We start from the raw sequence: 20215 nt of genomic DNA, 5'->3' as shown, positions 1-20215 counted from the left end.
GTGGGTCAGAGGCAAGAGAAGACCGGTCAGGCGGGTTGCGCCGCCACGGTGCGCGGCAGCACGCGCGGCGTGACGAGCGCCACCGCCACGAAGACCAGCGCGTTGACCGCCAGCGCCACCAGCCCGGTGTTGAGCGACTTGAAGACCACGGGCGCCGCCGGGAACAGCGTGCCGAGGTTCGCGCCGGTGGTCATCGTGAAGGCCAGCACCGCACCGCCCGCGAGGATGCCCGCAAAGGCGGCGTGCTTGCTGCCGAAGGGTTTCTTCATCAGGCTGAACAGCAGCGAGGGCAGCAGCTGCGTGAGCAGGCTCGACGCGAAGATGGCCACGGCCACGATGGTGGTGCCGCCGCGCAGCACGAAGTACACGGCCACCAGCGCGAACACGGGCAGCACGCCACGCGCCACGCGCGAGACCTGCTTGTCGGTGGCATGGGGCGCGAAGCCTTCCTTGTAGACGTTCTTGCCGATCACGGTGGAAGCGGTGAGCAGGATCATCGAGCCCGGCACCAGCGCGGTGAGCACGCCCGTGCCGCCGATCACGCCCACGAACCACGGGTCGAAGGTGTGCTTCACGAGGCCGAACAGGGCCAGGTCGACCTCGGAGCCCTTGAGCCCCGGCACCTGCAGGATGGCCGCGAAGCCCACCAGGAACAGGAAGGCGATGACCACCTGGTACAGCGGCATCAGGATGGTGTTGCGGCGCACCGCGCTCGCGCTGCGCGCGGCATACACCGAGGTGAGGTTGAACGGGTACAGGTAGTAGCCCAGCGCCGTGAGCAGGATGGTCGAGTTGTACCAGGTGAGGTTCAGGCCCTCTTTCGGAAACTCGAAGAAGCCGGGGTTGGCCGCGTGGATGGCGCTGAACATCGGCGTGACGCCGCCGTAGTAGTGCCACGGCAGGTACACGCCCAGGAACACGGCGAGCACGAGGATCAGGATGTCCTTCACGATGGCGATGCTGGCCGAGCCGTGGATGCCCGAGAACAGGATGTAGCTGACCATCACGAGCGTGCCGATCCAGATCGCCACCTGCGGCGCGATGGAGCCGTACGAGGCCTCCGACACGATGATGCCCAGCCCGCGCAGCTGGATGGTGAGCAGCGCCACCATGCCCATGAGCGCGACCACCGACACCAGCACGCCGAGCGGGCGGCTGTCGTACTTGTGGGCGAAGAAGTCGGAGAACGACACCAGCTTGTGCGCGGTGGCGTAGCGCCAGATGGCCGGCAGCATCCAGAAGGCCATGAGGTAGGCCAGGCCGCCGTAGGCCAGGATGTAGAAGGCCGGCGAGCCCTTGCTGTACGACCAGCCGCTGGCGCCCAGGAAGGTGAAGGTCGAGAACGACTCGCCCGCCATGAGCAGGAACACCATGATCGTGCCCAGCCCGCGCCCGCCCAGCGCCCATTGCTCCAGGCTCATGGTGCGCCCGCGCCGCGCGAGCACGGCCAGGCCGAGGGCGCCGGCCACGAAGAGCGCGATCACGCCGAGTGCGGCGTTCATCGCGCGTCTCCTGCAGCCTGCGCGTCTTGCGCGTCGAGGTCGCCTTCGGCGCGGTCGATCACCACCATGATGAGCGAGGTCAGCACCAGCCAGCTCACGTTCCAGACCATCAGGAAGGGCATGCCGAGCACGAAGGTGGGCGCGACGGACGACAGCCATCCCCCGCTGAAGAAGGCGGCGACCGGCAGCAGGGCCAGCCATTTGGCGAGTTTCATGGGATGTCTCTGTGTGTTCGGGTGGTTGGAAATTCGATCTTCTTTTGGTTAACCATTTTATATATTTTGGTTAACCAAACGGCGCGAATGGTACGGAGCCGGGCGGGCCGCGTCAATCCGGGGGCTTTCCCGGAGGTGGCGGGGTGCAGGCAATAATCCGCAGGCCCATGCCTGCCGCCACCCGCCGATCCGCCGCGCCCGCCCCTTCGACTGAACCCATCGAGTCCGCTGACGACACGAACGTGGACGAGCGCGTCTACGCCGCCGTGTCCAAGGCGCTGCTCAGCGGCAAGCTGCGCCCCGGCACGCCGCTGCGCGAGCGCGCGCTGGCCGAGGCGCTGGGCTGCACGCGCGGCGCGGTGCGCAAGGTGCTGGCGCGGCTGGGCTCCGAAAAGCGGCTGGTGCTGGAGCACAACCGCGGCGCCTTCGTGCCCAACCCGTCGATCGACGACATGCGCGGCATCTACCGCGCGCGCCGCATCGTGGAGGCCGGGCTGGTCGCCACGCTGTTCGGCCGGCTGGCGCGCGAGCAGGTGGCCGCGCTGCGCAAGCACGTGCAGGCGGAGCAGAAGGCGTTCAAGGAAGGCCGGCGCGAGGACGCGATCCGCCTGGCCGGCGACTTCCACCTGCTGCTGGCGCAGATGGCGGGCAGCGACGAGCTGCTGTCGTACATCCGGCGGCTGATTGCGAACACCGAGCTGTACAAGGCGCTGTACGACTCGGCCGAGGCCGCGAGTTGCGCGCCGCGCGAGCACGAACAGATCATCGAAGCGCTCATGGGCGACTCGCTCGACGCCGCGCTGGCCGTGGCGCTGGAGCACCTGGACGAGCTGGAGCAGCGCGTGATCGCGGGCGCGGCGGCGGAGCAGGAGGTCGACCTGGCGGCGCTGCTGAACGGCGCTGCGCCGGCGCGAAGCCACGGGCACGATCACTGAGGCTTTCGCGCCCACATTTCGTCCACCAGCGAAGTGTCGAGGGGCCGGTCTCGCGAAGATCGGCGCACCATGCCAACGACCCCGCTCGCCGCTTCAGTCCGCCCCCACGCCCCTGCCTTCGAATGGGCGCTGCTCGCGGTGCTCGCGACCTGCTGGGGCGCCTCGTACACCTTCATCAAGATCGGCGTGGCGACGATCCCGCCGGTCACGCTGATCGCGGCACGCACCCTGATCGCCGGATTGCTGCTGCTCGCGGTGCTGCGCCTGCGCGGCGTGCGCTTGCCGACAGACGGCGCGACATGGCGGCGCTTCGCGCTGCAGGCTTGTCTGAACAGCGTGCTGCCGTTCACGCTGATCGCGTGGGCCGAACGCAGCGTGGATGCGGGGCTGGCGACCATCCTCAACTCGACCTCGCCGATCTTCATCTTCCTGCTGGGGTGGGGCCTGGGCGGGGCGGGCAAGCCTACGCTGCAGCGCCTCTTCGGCGTGGGTGCGGGGCTGGCGGGCATCTGCCTGATCGTGGGCTTCGAGGCGCTGCAGGGGCTGGGGCATTCGCTGCTGGCACAGCTGGCGCTGGTGGTGGCTGCCGTCTGCTACGGCTGCGCCGCGATGTTCGGCCGCGTATTCAAGGGCCTGGACCCGATGGTGCCCGCAGCCGGCTCGCTGTTGAGCGGCGCGGCCCTGCTCGTGCCCGCGAGCCTGGCGATCGACAGACCCTGGACGCTCGCCCCCTCGGCCGCCTCGATGCTCGCCGTGCTGGCGCTGGCGGTGCTCTCCACCGCGCTGGCCTTCACGATCTACTTCCGGCTCATCAAGACCCTGGGGCCGATGTCGACCTCGGCACAGGCCTACCTGCGCGTGCCCATCGGCGTGACGATCGGTGTGGTGTTTCTGGGCGAGACACTGGCGCCCACGGCGTGGGTCGGGCTGGCCTGCGTGGTGGTGGGCGTGGTCGCGATGACGATGCCCGACACACAACTTTTGCGCCGGGGCCTTCGTTTTTTACGCGGCTTTTAGACCCTCGCTTCTACGCTGCCGGCTCCTCCATCCGTTAGCGAATTCTTTCGATGAAACACCTCCTTCGCACCGCCTTGCCGGTGCTCGTTCTTCCCACCCTGTTCGCCCTGCCGGTGCTCGCGAACGCGCAGCTCACGGGCAACGTGGCGCTGACCACGAACTACAAGTTCCGCGGCCAGGACCAGGACATGTTGGGCAAGAACGATTACGCCAAGACCCGCGGCTTCAAGCCCGCCGTGCAGGGCGGCTTCGACTACGCCTTCGGCGACAGCGGCTTCTACATCGGCAACTGGAACTCCAGCGTCAACTGGCTCAAGGGCAACAGCCTGGAGAGCGACCTGTACGGCGGCTACAAGTTCAAGGCCGGCCCGCTCGACATGGACGTGGGCGCCCTCACCTACCTGTACCCGGGCAACTCGACGGGCAACACGACGGAGCTGTACGCCAGCGCGGGCTACACCGACGCCACGCTCGGCTCGTTCACGCTGAAGTACTCGCACACGGTGTCGAAGGACTACTTCGGTTATGCCGGCGCCAAGACCGGCTCGGGCCGCACGGGCCGCAACACCGGCTACCTGAACCTGGCCTACAGCAAGGAGATCGTGCCCAAGGTCACGCTGAAAGCGGCTGTCGGCTACACGAACATGTCGAGCGACATCCGCAGCCTGGGCTACAGGAGCTACGTGGACTACAACGTCGGCGCCACGTACGACTTCGGCAGCGGCCTCACGCTCACCGGCTCGGTGCAGGGCGCGAACAAGAAGGGCGCGTACGTGTCCGTGGCCAACCCGGGCTTCGACTACGGTTTCGGCACCGTCGGCCAGACGACCTACTCGCCGAACAAGGCCCGCTTCATCCTCACGCTGACCAAAACCTTGTGATCAGTCGATGCTGATGTTCGCCGCCTTGGCGACTTCGGCCCACTTCACGCGGTTGGCGTGCACGGTCTTCTTGAATTGCGCGGGCGACTCGATGCGCACGGTGTTGCCCTGGCTCTCGAAACGCTCGCGGATCTCGGGCTGCTCGAGCACGGTCTTCACGGCGGCGTTGAGCTTGTCGACGATGTGCGCGTCGGTGCCCTTGGGCGCGAAGATGCCGAACCAGATGGCGCTGTCGAAGCCCTTGGTGCCGGGCAGGCCGCTGGAGGCGATGGTCGGCACGTCCTTCACGGCCGGCACCGCCGTGGCGGTGGTCACGCCCAGCAGGCGCACCTTGCCGGCCTTGTAGTGCGGCAGCACGGTCTGCACCTGGTTCATGATGCAGCAGGTCTCGCCGCGCACCACCGAGGTGATGGCCTCGGGGCCGCCCTTGTAGGGCACGTGGACCATGTTCAGGCCCAGGCGCGAGTTGAACTCCGCAAAGGCCATGTGCGTGCCCGCGCCGTTGCCGGTGGAGGCGTAGTTGTACTTGCCGGGGTTGGCCTTCACCAGCTCGACGAACTCCTTGAGCGTGCGCACGTTGATCACGTCGGGGTTGATGGTGAGCACGTTCGACACGTCGAGCACGGGCGCCACGGGCACGAAGTCGGCCTCGACGTCGAAGGGCAGCTTCTTGTACAGCGCCGCATTGCTGCCGTGCGTGGCGGCGGTGCCGAACGAGAGCGTGTAGCCGTCGGGCTTGGCATGGGCGACGTACTCGCTGGCGATGTTGCCGGCGGCGCCCGACTTGTAGTCGATGATCACGGGCTTGCCGAGCTGGCGCGACAGCGGCTCCTGGATGGCGCGGGCGACCACGTCGACGCCCGAGCCGGCCGGGAAGCCCATGATCAGTGTGACGGGTTGTTGCGGCCAGTCGGGCTGGGCCAGCGCCAGGGTCGATGCGGCGGCGGTGCAGAGCAAGGCGCCAGCGGCCAGCAGGGCGCGACGCGGGAAGGGAGAATGGGCCATGTCGGTCTTTCTTCGAGGCGGACGGTGCAGGCGCCGATTGTGGCGCGCGGCTGATATCTGTTTGCACATGTGCTTATGCACCGCGCCCCTTGCCTCTCCATAATCGCTCCATGGTCCGCCCCACACAACAACTCCACACCCATCGCGAACCGGTGCCCGTGCGCGCCGCCGCCACCGTCCTGCTGCTGCGCGACACCGACGCCGGCCTGGAGGTCCTCATGACCCGTCGCTCGGCCACCGCGAGCTTCGCGCCCGGTGCCTACGTCTTTCCGGGGGGCCACATCGACGCGGCCGACGCCGCCGCCGCGCGCATCGCGGCACGCCGCGCCACGCAAAGCGACACGCAGCACACGCAGGCCATCGCCGCGATCCGCGAGGCCTTCGAAGAACTGGGCATCCTGCTGGCCCGCCACGCCGACGGCCGCGCGGTGAGCGCCGGCGAGGTCGCCGCCATGGACCGCAACGCCACCGCCGGCACGGCCTTCGCCGACCAGTGCGCGGCACGCGGCCTGGTGCTGTCGGCCGACGAGGTCTTCACCTTCGCGCACTGGATCACCGACCGCGACCTGCCCAAGCGCTTCGACGTGCCCTTCCTGGTGGCGCGCATGCCCGAGGGCCAGGAGCCCACGGCCGACGAGAGCGAGCAGTTCGAGCCCTGCTGGGTGCGCCCGGCCGACGCGCTGGCGCGCCACGAGGCCGGCAGCTTCTTCATGATCTTCCCGACCATCCGCACGCTGCAGCGCATGGCGGCCTATGCGACGGTCGATGCGGTGCTCGCGGCCTGCGCGCCCGGGGCCGACGGCCAGGAGAAGCCGCTGTGGACCAGCTGCCCGCGCGCCGGCCTGCTCAAGGGCGAGGACGCGCGCTACATGGAACACGAGTCGCCCTTCGGCGAACTCGCGCTGGTGTGCCCCGATGGCCAGATCGCGCACGCGCTCGACTGGCAGAGCACGCAGCCCGTGGCGCTGCTGAAGAACGTGCAGCGCCTCACCGCGCCGAACCCCAGCGCCATGACCGGCCCGGGCACCAACACCTACCTCGTGGGCGACGCGGCCACCGGCTACCTCGTGATCGACCCGGGCCCGAACGACGCGACGCACCTCGCACGGCTGATCGAAGCCACGCAGGGCGACATCCGCCTGATCGTCTGCACGCACTCGCACGCCGACCACTCGCCGGGCGCCGCGCCGCTGCAGGCGCTGTGCGCGGCAGAGCGCAAGCCGCCGATCCTCGGGCTGTCGTCCGCGCCCACGGCGCGCTCCACCGCACGCTTCAGCGCCGAGCGCGAGCTGGCCGACGGCGAGCGGCTGGTGCTCTCGGGCACCGCACCCGACGGCACGCCGCTCGTGCACACGCTGCGCGCCATCCACACGCCCGGCCACGCGGCCAACCACCTGTGCCTGGTGCTCGAAGAAGACGGCCTGCTGTTCTCGGGCGACCACATCCTCAACGGCAGCACGACGGTGGTCGATCCGCCGGACGGCGACATGACGGCGTACCTCGATTCGCTCGACAAGCTCGACGCGGCCTGCGCGGCCGGCGGCATCGATTTCATCCTGCCGGCGCACGGCTACGTGATCGGCTTTGCGCGCACGGCCATCGCGCACCTGAAGGCGCACCGCCTCAAGCGCGAGGCCAAGATCGCCGCCGCGATGCAGCGGCTGCCCGACGGCACGCCCGAGCAGTGGCTGCCGCTCGCCTACGACGACGTACCCGAGCGCATGTGGCCGGTGGCGGCGCGTTCGCTGGCGGCGCACGTGGCGCGCATCCGGCAACTGGCCGACGCGCGATGAACCGCTCGAACCGCCCCTCTGCACCCGACGACGAAGGCGTGCGCCTGGCCAAGCGCGTGGCCGCCCTGGCCCAGGTGTCGCGCCGCGAGGCCGAGCTGCTGATCGAGAACGGCGCGGTGCGCGTGGACGGCGTGCCCGCGCTGCTGCCGCAGTCGCGCGTGCAGCCGCATCAGCAGGTCGAGATCGCCGCCGGTGCGCGGCCCGAGCCCGTGGTGCCGGTGACGATGGTGCTCTACAAGCCCGCCGGCATGCCGACCGACAACGCCCACCAGCTGCTGGTGGCCGCCAACCACCACGAGCCCGAGCGCGAGGGCCAGCGTTTCCTGCCGGCGCATGCGCGCGGCCAGCGTTGCATGACGCCGCTCGAAACCGGCGCCAGCGGCCTCGTGGCCTACACGCAGGAATGGCGCATCGAGCGCAAACTGCAGGAAGACGCGGGCATCCTCGAACACGAAGTGATGGTCGACGTGGCCGGCCCGGTGAGCCCCGAGGTGCTGGCGCGGCTGGAGCGTTCGCCCGCGCGCGTGAGCATCGGCCGGCAGTCGCCCGAGCAGACCGGGCTGCGCTTTGCACTCAAGGGCGCGCGGCCCGGGCAGATCGCGCACATCTGCGACGGCGTGAACCTGCGCATCGTCGCCATGCGGCGCCTGCGCGTGGGCCGCGTCTCGCTGGCCGGGCTGCAGCCGGGCCAGTGGCGCTACCTGGCGCCGAACGAGCGTTTTTGAAAGCGGCTTGAGGACGACGAGGCAGCACCGCAAACTGCCACCTGAAGACAGCGGCCCCGCGCCGCACACGGGAGATACCAGCACCATGAAGTTCGGCACACCGATCCGCACCCTGGCCTGCACCCTGCCCCTGACGCTGCTGGCGGGCTGCAGCTACCTCACGGCCTTGCTGTTCCCGGACGCGCCGGTCGGTTCGCCGACCGCCGCGACGACAGCCGCCCCACCCGCCGTGGTTTCCAAGGACGGCCTCGCGCCGATCACCGCGGTGCAGGTGGATCGCATCCGCGAAGCCGTCGGCGGCAAGCCCCCGAGCCCCGCGGTGGGCAAGGTGGTGGGGAGCGCGTCGCCGACCATCGAATCCTTCCTGCGTACCGAAGGCTGCATCACGGCGCGCAACGGCGCGGTGCTCAACCCCTTCGCGGCGCCCGGCCGACTGTTCGACGGCACGGGCTTCCAGGGCGGGCCGATGGCCGAGATGCAGTACCACGACAAGACCGCCTGCGTGACGGTGCAGCGCATCCAGAACTGGAAACTGGTGTCGCCCCGGCTGCTGCGCTTCGACGTGGTCTACGTGGGCGACGACGGCGAGGAGCGCGCCATCAAGCGCCACGAGCTGACGCGCCAGCCCAAGGGCGGCTGGCTGTTCACGCGCTGAGCGTTGCGGCCGGCGAGCGGCACGTGCCGCTCAGCGGACGGTCGTGGCGGGCTTGCCTTGTTGGCTTTGTGCGAGCGCATCATCGGCCGGCTCCCAGCCGCCGCCGAGCGCCATGAACAGCACGACCTGGTCGTCGGCCAGTTGCGCGTCGCTGGCGGCCAAGGCGGCGTCGGCGCCGGCCAGCGCGCGTTCGGCGTCGAGCGCGTCGAGGTAGGCGGTGCGGCCGTTGCGGTACAGCTGGCGCGCCTGCGCGGCGACCTTGGCGCTTTCGTCGCGCGAGGCCTGCAGGGCGGCGCGGCGGTCGAGCTCGCGGGCGTAGGTGCCCAGTGCGGTCTCGGTCTCGCGCAGCGCGGTGAGCACGGTGCCGTCGAACTTCGCGAGCGCGGCGCGCGTGCCGGCCTCGGCCTGCGCGATGCGGGCCTGCGCGGCGCCGGTATTGGGCACGGTCCACGAGATCAGCGGGCCGACGCTCCAGGCCAGCGTGTCCTGGCGGCCGAAGCCGGTGGCATGGCCGGCCGACGAGCCTGACAGGCCCAGCGTCACCTTCGGATAGAGGTCGGCCGTGGCCACGCCGATGCGCGCGGTCGAGGCAGCGAGGCTGCGCTCGGCCTGGCGGATGTCGGGCCGGCGGCGCAGCAGCGCGGCGCCATCGCCCACCGGCAGTGCGCCGGCCACGCGCGGCGGCGTGGTGCAGTCGGCCACCTCGCGCGGAAAGTCTTGCGGCAGCGCGCCAGTGAGCGTGGCCAGGCGGTAGAGCGCGCCCTGGCGCTGGGCCTTCAGCGGCGGCAGCGCGGCGTCGAGCTGCGCGAGCTGGGCGCGCGCGCGGCCGGCGTCGATGGCACCGGCGCGGCCCGCGCGCTGCAGGCGCTCGGTGACGTTCACGGCGTCTTGCTGCAGCGAGACCGACTTCTGCGCGATCTGCAGCCGCAGGCCGGCCGAGCAAGCTTCGGCGTAGGCGCGCGCGGTGCCGGCCGCGACGTTCACGCGCACGAGGTCGAGCGCGGCTTCGGCGGCCTGGCTGCTGGCGGCCGAGGCCTCGATGGCGCGGCGGATCTGGCCGAACAGGTCGACCTGGTACGACAGCGACGCGCCCGCGCTGTAGTTGAAGGTGTTCGGCGGCTCGTAGCCCTTTTGCAGCAGCGACAGGCCCGAGACGTGGCCGAAGGACGGCCCGGCGTTCACGCCGATGGTGGGGTACTTGGCACCGGCCACTTCGGTTTCGATGGCGCGTTCGCGCTCGAGGTTGGCCACGGCCTGGCGCAGGTCGGTGTTGTGCGCGAGCGCCTGGGTGACGAGCCGGTCGAGCAGCGGGTCGTGGTACAGGCGCCACCAGTGCGCGGGCAGCGGCGCGGCATTCGCCGGTGCTTCGGCGAAAGGCTTGCCGGCAGCGGGCTGGCTGGCCAGCGCCTCGGGCGGTTGCCGGTAGTCGGGGCCGACCGCCGCGCAGGCCGCGAGCCCAGCCGCGACCGCGAGCGAAGCCATGCGAAAGGCGAAGCGGGTCATGGCGGTCATCCCTTCTTCGGCGTGGCGGCCGCGTGGGCCGCGTCGTGTTCGAGGACCTGCACCGTGACCGTCTGGCCAGCCACGAGGCGCGCGCCTTCGGGCAGCGGGTCGAGCTTCACGCGCACCGGGATGCGCTGCGCCAGCCGCACCCAGTTGAAGGTCGGGTTCACGCTGGGCAGCAGGTTGGCGCTGGTGGAGCGGTCGCGGTCGGCGATGCCGGCGGCCACGCTGTCGACCGCGCCTTCGAGCACCGCGCCGCCGCCCATCGGCGTCACGCGCACGCGGTCGCCCAGGTGGATGCGCGGCAGCTTGGTTTCTTCGAAGTAGCCCTCGACGTAGAACGACTGCGCATCGACCAGCGCGAGCACCGGCCGGCCGGCGGCGGCGTAGCTGCCCTGGCGCAGGTCGAGATTGGTGACGAGGCCGTCGGCCGGCGCGCGCACTTCGGCGCGCTGCAGGTTCAGGCGCGCCGAATCGAGCGCCACCTCGGCCTGCGCGACGGCGGCCTGGGCCTGCTCGACGCGAGCGCGGGTCTGTTCGCGCGACTCCTTCGACACCAGCTCGTCGAGCCCCGTGTTGCGCGCGTTCTCGCGCTGGGCCTGGGCGCTCACGGCGCGCTGCGCGGCGAGCGCGGCCTGCGCCTGGCGCACGGCGAGGTCGTAGCGCGCGCGGTCCACCTCGAACAGCAGCGTGCCGGCGGCGACCGGCTGGTTGTCGCGGATCGGCACGGCCGTGACGAGGCCTGACACGTCGGGCGCGATCTGGACCACGTTGGCGCGCACGCGGCCGTCGCGCGTCCACGGTGCGAGCTCGTAGTGGTCCCACAGGCGAAAGCCCGCCCAGACGGCGGCGGCCACCACGGCCACGGTGAGGAGAACGCGCAGCAGGCTCTGGGCCCGGGGGTTGTCTGCGAAGGGGTTGGCTTTCATGGAAATCTCTGTGTGGTTTGCGTTGTCATTGCAGGTGCGCCGTGAGGCGGCTCAGGCCGTACAGCAGCAGCAGGTACAGCGCCATGTCGAACAGCGCCGGGTGCCACACCCAGCGGTACAGGCCGGTGGCGGCGAGCAGCCGGCGCACGCCCCACAGGGCGAGCAGCGCGGCGCCGGCCAGCAGCATGAGCCAGGGCACGTAGAGCCCGTAGAAACTGGCTTCGCCGATCATGCGGAAGCTCCTTGCGGTGAAGAGGAAGACACGCCTGCCAGCGAAGGCGGCGCGTCGGGGAACAGGTTTCGGCGCAGGCCGACCAGCGCGGTGACGGCGGCGCGCGACGCGGTGGAGCTGTCGCGCGCAGCGAGCACGGCCGCCAGCGCCTCGTCGATCTGCGGCAGCAGCGCCGCCGGGCGCGGCGCCATGCGGCCTTCGCCGCGCTGGCGGAAGAAGCGCGCGATGCCGCCGAGCAGCGCGGCCGAGGTGGCCATCGGCAGCTGGGCGCGCACGCGCTGCAGCACGGCGATGTCGGCGCCCATGCGCAGGTCGCGCAGCGCGTCGTTGGCGGCCACGCCCTCGACGGTGCCGCCGGCCTGCGCGATGCGCGGCGCCAGCAGGCCGATGCGGTCGAGCATGCGCACGGCGTAGGCGTCGCTCTGCGCGTACTGCGGTTGGGTGGAGGCGGCCATGTCGCCGAGTTCGCGCCAGGTGGCGCGCTGGATGCGGCGCGCGCTCCAGTCGGCGCCCACCGAACGCACCAGCCGCGTGACGCGCGCGGCCATCACCACGCCGACGATCTGGCCGGTCATGCTGTTGATGAAGCTCACGAGGTCGGCACTCGCGGTGTCGTGCATCGCCAGCGTGCCCGACACGCCGAACACCAGCGCCATCGCGGCCATGAAGTGCGTCGGGCGCGGCAGGTACAGGCCCAGCACCAGGAACAGCGGCGCGCAGACCAGCGCGAGCATGCCGAAGTCCTGCACCGTGGGCATGAGCACCAGCACGTAGACGGCCGAGATGGGAATGGACCACAGCGTCCACTTCAGGAAGCCGTGCATCGCGGGCACGGGGTCGTCCATGGTGGCGAAGAAGCAGCAGAAGACGGCGGCCATCATGGTGGCGGCCGAGCCCATGGTCCAGCCCGTGAGGATCCAGAACGCGCCGCACACGCAGATGGCGATGACGGCGGCCAGCGCCGACAGCAGCGCCATGCCGTGGTCGCGGTGCATCGCGCGCTGGCCCAGCGCGGCCGTGCGGCGCAGCGGCGCGCCGCCCTTCAGGCCTTCGTCGATGTCGCGGCGCAGTTGGGCGCAGGCGGTCCAGCCGTCGACCAGCTCTTCGAGCCGGCCCGCCAGGCCGATGCGCAGTGCGCGGGCCCAGGGCGTGAACCCCGCGCCCTGCGCGCTGCCCAGCGCGGCGATGGCCTGGCGCAGCGCCTGCAGGCGTGCGGAGGCATCGACGGCCGGGTCACTTTCGTCGCGCAGCCACTGTGCGGCCAGCGCCAGCACGGCGGTGACGTCGGGCGCGAGGCGGCCTTCGGCTTGCGCCAGCGCCTGCAGCCGGTCTTCGACGGCCGACAGTGCGGGCGTGAGCGCCGCCACGCGGTCCTGCATGGCGCGGATCGCGCCGGCGGTCCAGCGCAGGTGCGTGGTGTCGAAGGGCACGTGGGTCGAGAGCAGGCGCAGCTGCGTGATGTCGCCGGCCAGGCGGCGGCGGTCGTCGTCCAGGCGCTTGGGGTCGGCGTCCAGGCGCTTGGGGTCGGCGTCCTTGGGGGTGCTGCGATCGCCGGGCTGGAACAGGTCGCCGATCCACTGGCGCGCGTCTTTCAGCGTGCGGTCGAGCAGGCCCAGCACGGTGGGCGCGAGCCCCGCGGGCAGCACGAGGCTGTGGACCAGCGTGGCGCAGAAGATGCCCAGGCCGATCTCTTCCACGCGCGCCACGGCGGTGTCGAACAGCACGAGCGGCGTCTGCACCGACGGAAAGCCGATCAGCGCCGCCGTGTAGCCCGCGAGCATGAAGACGTACGAGCGCGGCGTGCGGTCGAGCAGCGACACATACAGGCACAGCCCCACCCACAGCGCGAGCACCAGCGTGAGCAGCTCGGGCGCGTTGGACAGCGCGGGCACCATCAGCACGGTGGCGACGCTGCCGATGAGCGTGCCGCAGAAGCGGAACACCGCCTTGGAGCGCACGGCGCCGGCCAGCGGGTGGGCGACGACGTAGGTGGTCATGAGCGCCCAGAACGGGCGCGGCAGGCCGGCGCGGCTGGCCAGGTACATCGCCAGCATCGCGGCGGCGAAGCTCTTGACGGAAAAGAGAACTTCCGCGCGGGTGAAGCGCGGCAACGACATCGCCGTGGACATCTACTGGCCGCGCCCTTCCTGCTGCAGGCTCTGCATGCCGGCGGCACTGCGGCCGAGCTTGGCCTCGAGCGCGCCGAAGACGCGCAAGGTGGCGGCAATGTCCTCGTCGGGAGTGCCTTCGAACAGCGCGGCGCGCATCTGGCGCAGCGCGGCCTCGATGGGCTCGCAGACAGCGCGGCCGGCGGGCGTGAGGTGCAGCGTCTTGGCGCGGCGGTCGGCCGGGTCTTCGCGGCGCTCGACGAAGCCAGCCTCGACCAGCTGGTCGAGCGAGCGCACCAGCGACGGCCCTTCGATGCCCAGCGCCTCGGCCACCGTGCCCTGACGCACGCCGTCTTCCATCCGCCCGAGCACCACAACCGGCCAGGCCAGCGTTTGCGACAGGCCCACGTGCGCCACCGCCTTGTCGGCCGCCGCGCGGTAGCCGCGCTGGAGCACCGACAGCGAGGTGCCGAGCCGCATCAGCGCGTGTTCGCGCAACGGGGAGATGGGTTCGGTATCGGCCACGGCGTTATCAATTAGTTAGCTTGCTAACAATTGTACGGGTTTCTACCGAGTCTTGCACGCGGCCGCGCACGACGCCGGCGCGCGGCCCAGGGAAAAGGGGGGAGAAAGAAAAGTGTGAAGCTCGCCGATAAGCCGGATTCTGTGCACCGGAGCCCTCTTGCGAAGACCCCGGCGTGACCGCCATTACTCTGGGCCGTTTGTCGCCAAACGGCTCGATGCCACCTACCCGCCAGCTCAGCGGAACCACCTCAATACTGGCCTACTTGGTGTTGCTGCGCGCAGAGATTGCCCGTTTCACCCGAACTGAATCGGCTCGTCTCTGTTGCTCTGATCCTCACCTCACGGTGGAGAGTCGTTAACTCCTGCGCTGTCCTGTGCAGTCCGGACGTTCCTCCAGTGCGATCTTTCGACCCGATGCTGTTGCCCGAGGGCAGAGCATCGTCCCTTTCGGGCTTGCACCAGCGGCGGTCTGGCGTGCTTCACCGCTCGATTATCGCCCGCCCCATCAATGACCCTTCAGGCGACGCCGCCAGCCGACCGTCAGCCGGGCGTTTCGCTGTCGCCGGCCTGCACCAGGCCCAGCTTGCGCAAGGTCCGGTGGAAGTTGCTGCGGTCGATGCCGGCCTCGCGCGCGGCGCTGGCCACGCGGCCGCCGTGGCGGGCGAGCAGTTCCAAGAGCCAGGTCCGCTGGAAGGCGTCGGTCGCCTCGCGCAGCGTGCCGCCAGCGATGGCAGGCCCCGCGTGTTCGTTCGCCGGGGCCTGCACGGGCGCTGCCACCGCGCCTCCCACGGCGGCAGCGCTGTCCAGCGCCAGGTGATGCGGTTCGATGGCCGTCCAGCGCGAGCCGCGCGGCTGTTCCCTGAACGCCCGCAGCGAAGCGCGGCTGATCACATGCTCGAGCTCGCGCACATTGCCCGGCCAGCCGTGCGCCAGCATGGCGGCCTTCGACGCCGGCGAGAGCCGCAGGTTGCGCGCGCCCAGCCGGTGCTGGTTCTCCTCGAGAAAGCTGCCGGCGAGCACGAGCACATCGCGCCCCCGCTCGCGCAGCGGCGCGACCACGAGCGGATAGACCGACAGCCGGTGGTACAGGTCGGCGCGAAACCGGCCCTGCGCGATCGCCGCGGGCAGGTCGCGGTTGGTGGCCGCGATCACGCGCACGTCGACCTTGCGCATGCGGTCGCTGCCGGGGCGCTGCACCTCGCCGCTTTGCAGCACGCGCAGCAGCTTGGCCTGCACGCTCAGCGGCAGCTCGCCGACCTCGTCGAGAAAGAGCGTGCCGCCATCGGCGATCTCGAACTTGCCGTCGCGGTCCTGCACGGCGCCGGTGAACGCGCCGCGCTTGTGGCCGAAGAGTTCGCTGTCGGCCAGCGACTCGGGCAGCGCCGCGCAGTTGACCTGCACGAGCGGCTGCTCGCTGCGGCGCGAGCGCGCGTGCAGGCGCTGCGCGACCAGGTCCTTGCCGACGCCGGTTTCGCCGAGCAGCAGCACCGTGAGGTCGGACACGGCGACGGTGTCGATCTCGTGGCACAGCTGCTTCATCGCCGGGCTGCTGCCCAGCAGCTCGCGCGGCGCGCCGCGCCCGGCACGCAGCGCCTGCGCGACGGCCTGCTCGCGCATCGCGCGTGCCTGCATCTCGCGGATCGTGTCGGCGGCCTCGATGCCGGTTTCGACGAGGGCGATCAGTGCCTCCATCTGCGCCGGGCCCACGGCATCGAAGGCGTGCGGCTCCAGGGCGTCCAGCGTGAGCAGGCCCCAGACGGCGCCGCGCAGGCGCAGCGGCGCGCCCATGCAGTCGTGCACGGGCAGGATGCCCGGCTGGCCGGCGACGAGGCCGTCGTACGGGTCGGGCAGGTTGCTGTCGTGGGCGAAGCGCAGGCCCCGTTCGCTGGCGAGCAGGCGCGCGAAGCGCGGATGGGCGGCGACGGGAAACTGGCGCCCGAGGGTTTCATCGCTCAGGCCGTCGACCGCGACGGGCTTCAGCACGTCGACGTCGAGCTGCAGCAGCGCGGCGGCATCGCAGCGGACCAGTCCGCGCGCGGCGGCGAGCAGCGATCGGTAGCGGGCGGCCTCGGCTTCGGGCTCGGGCTCAGGTGGTGAGGCTTCGGTGGTCGAATCGACATGCAATGTGGTCATAAGTACAACGCTGAAGTTGTTGTGAATTTGACCACGCCCAATAAATCCCCAATGGCGTCAAGCACTTGCAGAGGCCTTCCGGCTGGCACGGATCGTGAGATGGAAACGGCATCTCAACTGAGGAAGAGCCAGACCATGCACCCGCAAACCATCGCCATCGTCAAGTCCACCGTGCCCGCGCTCCAGGCCCACGGCGAGGCCATCACCAGCCACTTCTACAAGATCATGTTCGAGGGCCATCCGCAGGTGAAGGCCTTCTTCAACGAAGCGCACCAGGCCGCCGGCACGCAGGCGCGCGCGCTGGCGGGCGCGGTCATCGCGTACGGCGCGCACATCGACCGGCTCGAAGCGATCGCCGGCGCCCTGCCCCGCATCATCCAGAAGCACGCCGCGCTGGGCGTGCTGCCCGAGCACTACCCGATCGTCGGCCACTACCTGCTGCGCGCCGTGAAGGAGGTGCTCGGCGATGCCGCGACCGACGAGGTGATCGCCGCCTGGGGCGAGGCCTACGAATCGCTGGCGGGCCTGCTCATCGCCGCGGAAGAAGCCGTCTACAGCGCCAACGCGGCCCAACCCGGCGGATGGCGCGGCACGCGCGAATTCCGCGTGGCACGGCGTGAGGACGAAAGCGAGGTCATCACCTCGTTCTACCTGGAGCCCGTGGACGGCGGCGCGCTGCTGGCGTTCACGCCGGGGCAGTACCTCACGCTGGTGCTGGAGATCGACGGCCAGCCGGTGCGGCGCAACTACTCGCTGTCCGACGCGCCGGGCAAGCCGTGGTACCGCATCAGCGTGAAGAAGGAGGAAGGCGGCCGCGCCTCGAACTGGCTCCACGAGGCCGCCGCGGTCGGCACGCGGCTGCAGGTGCAGGCGCCGTGCGGCGACTTCGTGCTGCAGCCCGCGGGCGAGCAGGTGCGCCCCCTCGTGCTGGTGACGGGCGGCGTGGGCATCACGCCCGCGATGAGCATGCTCGAATCGGTGGCCCACACGGGCCGGCCGGTGCACTTCGTCCATGCGGCGCGGCACGGCGGCGCGCATGCGTTCCGCGCCCGCGTCGACGCACTCGCGCAGCGGCATGCGAACGTGAAGCCGCTGTATGTCTACGACGCGCCGCGCGACACCGACACGCCGCACGCGACCGGCTTCGTCACCCGCGAGCTGCTGGCCGGAGTGCTGCCGGAAGACCGCGACGTCGACCTGTACTTCCTCGGACCGAAGCCCTTCATGCAGGCGGTGTATGCGAACGGGCTGGCGCTCGGCGTGCCGAAGCAGCAGCTTCGCTACGAGTTCTTCGGGCCGCTGGAAGCCCTGGAGGCCTGAATCGCAACGGCCTGCCATCCCCTCGTGCTGAAACGGTCGCGGGCCGGGTGCAACCCGGCCCAGGGGGCGCCACAATGCGCGCTGACCATCCGACCCTCGCACCCAAGGAGATTCCATGAAGGCCCAGAACATCCTCCAGACCATCGGCAACACGCCGCACATCCGCATCAACCGCCTGTTCGGCCATGCGAAGCAGCAGGTCTGGATCAAGTCGGAGCGCGCCAACCCCGGCGGCTCGATCAAGGACCGCATCGCGCTCGCGATGGTGGAAGACGCCGAGAAGAGCGGCGCGCTCAAGCCCGGCGGCACCATCGTCGAGCCCACCTCGGGCAACACCGGCATCGGCCTGGCGATGGTCGCGGCCGTCAAGGGCTACAAGCTGATCCTGGTGATGCCCGACAGCATGTCGGTGGAGCGCCGCCGCCTGATGCTGGCCTACGGCGCCACCTTCGACCTCACGCCGCGCGCCAACGGCATGAAGGGCTCCATCGCCCGCGCCGAGGAAATCGTGGCCGGCACGCCGGGCGCGTGGATGCCGCAGCAGTTCAACAACCCCGCCAACGTCGACGTGCACGTGCGCACCACGGCCGAAGAAATCGCGGCCGACTTTCCCGAGGGCATCGACGTGCTCATCACCGGCGTGGGCACGGGCGGCCACATCACCGGCGTGGCGAAGGTGCTCAAGAAGAAGTGGCCCAAGCTGCAGGTGTTCGCGGTGGAGCCGGTGGCCTCGCCCGTGATCTCGGGCGGCGCGCCGGCGCCCCACCCCATCCAGGGCATCGGCGCGGGCTTCATTCCGAAGAACCTCGACACCTCGCTGCTCGACGGCGTGCTGCAGGTCGACGCCGAACCCGCGCGCGAAATGGCGCGCCGCTGCGCGGTCGAGGAAGGCATCCTGGTCGGCATCTCGTCGGGCGCGACGCTCGCGGCCATTGCGCAGAAGCTGCCCTCGCTGGCGCCCGACGCGGTGGTGCTGGGCTTCAACTACGACACGGGCGAGCGCTACCTCTCCGTCGAAGGCTTCCTGCCCGCCTGACCCAGCTACAAGTTTCATAGCGCCCCGGGCGCTTAAAATCGTCGGTCTGCTTGATAACCACAAGCCCCACGACATGCTGCGAATCTCCGAACTCAAACTCCCGCTCGACCACGCCCCAGAGGCGCTGGCCACCCTGATCGCCCGGACGCTCGACGTTCCGCCTGCCGCGATCGCCTCCCACACCGTCTACAAGCGCAGCTTCGACGCCCGCAAGGCCGACCTGCTCACGGTCTACATCTGCGACGTGCAGCTGGCCGATGCCGCGCTCGAAGCCGCGCTGCTGGCCAGGCACGCCAGCCACCCGCACATCCAGCCCGCGCCCGACATGCGCTACACGCCGCCGGGCCAGGCGCCCGCGGACGCCACGCGCCCCGTGGTGATCGGCTTCGGCCCCTGCGGCATCTTCGCGGCGCTGATGCTCGCGAAGATGGGCTTCAAGCCCATCGTGCTCGAACGCGGCAAGACCGTGCGCCAGCGCACCCGCGACACCTGGGGCCTGTGGCGCAAGAGCGTGCTCAACCCCGAGTCGAACGTGCAGTTCGGCGAAGGCGGCGCCGGCACCTTCTCGGACGGCAAGCTCTACAGCCAGATCAAGGACCCGCGCTTCCTCGGCCGCAAGGTGATGGAAGAGTTCGTGAAGGCCGGCGCGCCGCCCGAAATCCTGTACGTCGCGCACCCGCACATCGGCACCTTCAAGCTGGTGAAGGTGGTGGAGAACATCCGCGAGCAGATCGTCGCGCTCGGCGGCGAGATCCGCTTCGAGCAGCGCGTGACCGACGTGCACATCGAAGACGGCCATCTGCGTGGCCTCACCGTGCTCGATCAGACGACGGGCCAGAGCAGCGAACTGCGCGCCGACCACGTCGTGATGGCGCTGGGCCACAGCTCGCGCGACACCTTCGAGATGCTGCATGCACGCGGCGTGCACATCGAGGCCAAACCCTTCTCCATCGGCTTTCGCGTCGAGCACCCGCAGGGCCTCATCGACCGCGCCCGCTGGGGCCGCCACGCGGGCCACCCGCTGCTGGGCGCGGCCGACTACAAGCTGGTGCACCACGCCAGCAACGGCCGCTCGGTCTACAGCTTCTGCATGTGCCCCGGCGGCACCGTGGTCGCGGCCACCAGCGAGCCGGGCCGCGTGGTCACCAACGGCATGAGCCAGTACTCGCGCAACGAACGCAACGCCAACGCGGGCATCGTGGTGGGCATCGACCCGAAGGACTTCCCCGGCGATGCGCTGGCAGGCATCGCGCTGCAGCGCCAGCTCGAAAGCAACGCCTACGTGCTCGGCGGCAGCAACTACCACGCGCCCGGCCAGTTGGTGGGCGACTTCATCGCCGGCAAGCCGTCGACCGCGCTCGGAAGCATCATCCCGTCGTACAAGCCCGGCGTGACGCCGACCGACCTGCACCAGGCCCTGCCCGCCTACGCCATCGAGGCGATGCGCGAAGCTTTCCCGGCCTTCGGCCGCAAGATCAAGGGCTTCGACACGCACGACGCCGTGCTCACGGGCGTGGAAACGCGCACCTCGTCGCCGATCAAGATCACGCGCGGCGACGACTTCCAGAGCCTCAACGTGCGCGGCCTCTACCCGGCCGGCGAAGGCGCGAGCTACGCGGGCGGCATCCTGTCGGCCGGCGTGGACGGCATCAAGGTGGCGGAGGCCGTGGCGCGCAGCGTGCTCGGCAGCGCGGTTTGACG

Annotated in this window: 18 protein-coding genes and 1 other RNA gene; 9 read left to right on the top strand and 10 right to left on the bottom strand. The window is 70.5% G+C overall.

The genetic code is table 11. From position 1 onward, the window contains the following. Positions 1-26 precede the first annotated feature (26 nt). A complete protein-coding gene (locus AC3WQR_RS02425) occupies positions 27-1502 on the bottom strand; it encodes a sodium:solute symporter family protein (RefSeq protein ID WP_492741047.1) in 1476 nt (491 codons plus the stop codon). Then, entirely contained in the window at positions 1499-1717 is a 219-nt protein-coding gene (locus AC3WQR_RS02420; protein ID WP_095948148.1) for a DUF3311 domain-containing protein, read from the bottom strand. Before AC3WQR_RS02420 ends, AC3WQR_RS02425 begins: the two co-directional genes overlap by 4 nt. A gap of 167 nt (positions 1718-1884) precedes the next feature. On the opposite strand from AC3WQR_RS02420, the gene AC3WQR_RS02415 reads away from it, so the two are divergent. The 3 genes from AC3WQR_RS02415 (at position 1885) to AC3WQR_RS02405 (ending at position 4550) form a co-directional block, all read left to right on the top strand. Further along, positions 1885-2652: a GntR family transcriptional regulator gene (locus AC3WQR_RS02415; protein WP_492741046.1), complete on the top strand. Its 768-nt coding sequence runs from the start codon at positions 1885-1887 to the stop codon at positions 2650-2652. Positions 2653-2721: 69 nt separating this feature from the next. After that, a complete protein-coding gene (locus AC3WQR_RS02410) occupies positions 2722-3669 on the top strand; it encodes a DMT family transporter (protein WP_492741045.1) in 948 nt (315 codons plus the stop codon). A gap of 50 nt (positions 3670-3719) precedes the next feature. After that, positions 3720-4550 (top strand): TorF family putative porin, encoded by an 831-nt coding sequence (locus AC3WQR_RS02405; RefSeq protein ID WP_492741044.1) that lies wholly within the window; start codon positions 3720-3722, stop codon positions 4548-4550. Here AC3WQR_RS02405 and AC3WQR_RS02400 read toward each other — a convergent pair whose 3' ends face one another. Next, positions 4551-5555, bottom strand: a complete 1005-nt coding sequence (locus AC3WQR_RS02400; protein WP_492741043.1) for a Bug family tripartite tricarboxylate transporter substrate binding protein — start codon at positions 5553-5555, stop codon at positions 4551-4553. It lies immediately after the preceding gene. Positions 5556-5665: 110 nt separating this feature from the next. Between AC3WQR_RS02400 and AC3WQR_RS02395 the strand changes: the two genes are divergently transcribed. From AC3WQR_RS02395 to AC3WQR_RS02385, 3 genes are all read left to right on the top strand, one after another. Further along, the gene (locus AC3WQR_RS02395) at positions 5666-7348 is read left to right on the top strand and encodes an MBL fold metallo-hydrolase (RefSeq protein ID WP_492741042.1); all 1683 of its coding nucleotides are present in this window, start codon (positions 5666-5668) and stop codon (positions 7346-7348) included. Continuing rightward, positions 7345-8073 (top strand): RNA pseudouridine synthase, encoded by a 729-nt coding sequence (locus AC3WQR_RS02390; RefSeq protein ID WP_354345787.1) that lies wholly within the window; start codon positions 7345-7347, stop codon positions 8071-8073. Before AC3WQR_RS02395 ends, AC3WQR_RS02390 begins: the two co-directional genes overlap by 4 nt. A gap of 85 nt (positions 8074-8158) precedes the next feature. After that, entirely contained in the window at positions 8159-8728 is a 570-nt protein-coding gene (locus AC3WQR_RS02385; RefSeq protein ID WP_492741041.1) for a hypothetical protein, read from the top strand. A gap of 30 nt (positions 8729-8758) precedes the next feature. Here AC3WQR_RS02385 and AC3WQR_RS02380 read toward each other — a convergent pair whose 3' ends face one another. The 7 genes from AC3WQR_RS02380 to norR all read right to left on the bottom strand — a co-directional run bounded on the left by AC3WQR_RS02380 (position 8759) and on the right by norR (position 16158). Further along, positions 8759-10240: an efflux transporter outer membrane subunit gene (locus AC3WQR_RS02380; protein WP_492741040.1), complete on the bottom strand. Its 1482-nt coding sequence runs from the start codon at positions 10238-10240 to the stop codon at positions 8759-8761. Further along, positions 10237-11160, bottom strand: coding sequence for an efflux RND transporter periplasmic adaptor subunit (locus AC3WQR_RS02375; protein ID WP_095743575.1), 924 nt, complete (start codon positions 11158-11160; stop codon positions 10237-10239). Before AC3WQR_RS02375 ends, AC3WQR_RS02380 begins: the two co-directional genes overlap by 4 nt. 25 nt (positions 11161-11185) lie before the next feature. After that, a complete protein-coding gene (locus tag AC3WQR_RS02370) occupies positions 11186-11392 on the bottom strand; it encodes a DUF1656 domain-containing protein (protein ID WP_062483051.1) in 207 nt (68 codons plus the stop codon). Then, positions 11389-13509, bottom strand: a complete 2121-nt coding sequence (locus tag AC3WQR_RS02365; RefSeq protein WP_492741072.1) for an FUSC family protein — start codon at positions 13507-13509, stop codon at positions 11389-11391. The genes AC3WQR_RS02370 and AC3WQR_RS02365 overlap by 4 nt, the downstream gene beginning before the upstream one ends. Before the next feature lie 12 nt (positions 13510-13521). Next, the gene (locus AC3WQR_RS02360; protein ID WP_492741071.1) at positions 13522-13980 is read right to left on the bottom strand and encodes a MarR family winged helix-turn-helix transcriptional regulator; all 459 of its coding nucleotides are present in this window, start codon (positions 13978-13980) and stop codon (positions 13522-13524) included. 157 nt (positions 13981-14137) lie between these two features. After that, an RNA gene (gene rnpB / locus AC3WQR_RS02355) (RNase P RNA component class A) lies at positions 14138-14506 on the bottom strand. Between the two features lie 59 nt (positions 14507-14565). Further along, positions 14566-16158: a nitric oxide reductase transcriptional regulator NorR gene (norR, locus tag AC3WQR_RS02350; protein ID WP_492741039.1), complete on the bottom strand. Its 1593-nt coding sequence runs from the start codon at positions 16156-16158 to the stop codon at positions 14566-14568. 135 nt (positions 16159-16293) lie between these two features. On the opposite strand from norR, the gene hmpA reads away from it, so the two are divergent. From hmpA to AC3WQR_RS02335, 3 genes are all read left to right on the top strand, one after another. After that, positions 16294-17478 carry an NO-inducible flavohemoprotein gene (gene hmpA, locus AC3WQR_RS02345; RefSeq protein WP_492741038.1) on the top strand — a complete coding sequence of 395 codons (1185 nt, stop codon included), beginning with the start codon at positions 16294-16296 and terminating at the stop codon, positions 17476-17478. A 115-nt stretch (positions 17479-17593) separates the two neighbouring features. Beyond that, positions 17594-18514, top strand: coding sequence for a cysteine synthase A (gene cysK, locus AC3WQR_RS02340; RefSeq protein ID WP_492741037.1), 921 nt, complete (start codon positions 17594-17596; stop codon positions 18512-18514). A 73-nt stretch (positions 18515-18587) separates the two neighbouring features. After that, positions 18588-20213: an NAD(P)/FAD-dependent oxidoreductase gene (locus AC3WQR_RS02335; RefSeq protein WP_492741036.1), complete on the top strand. Its 1626-nt coding sequence runs from the start codon at positions 18588-18590 to the stop codon at positions 20211-20213. Positions 20214-20215: the final 2 nt, after the last annotated feature.

It is taken from the genome of Variovorax sp. FW305-3-2-15-B-LB1 (assembly GCF_058787635.1).
Note: the sequence above shows the minus strand (reverse complement) of the source record. Positions and strands in the feature narration are given on the sequence as shown.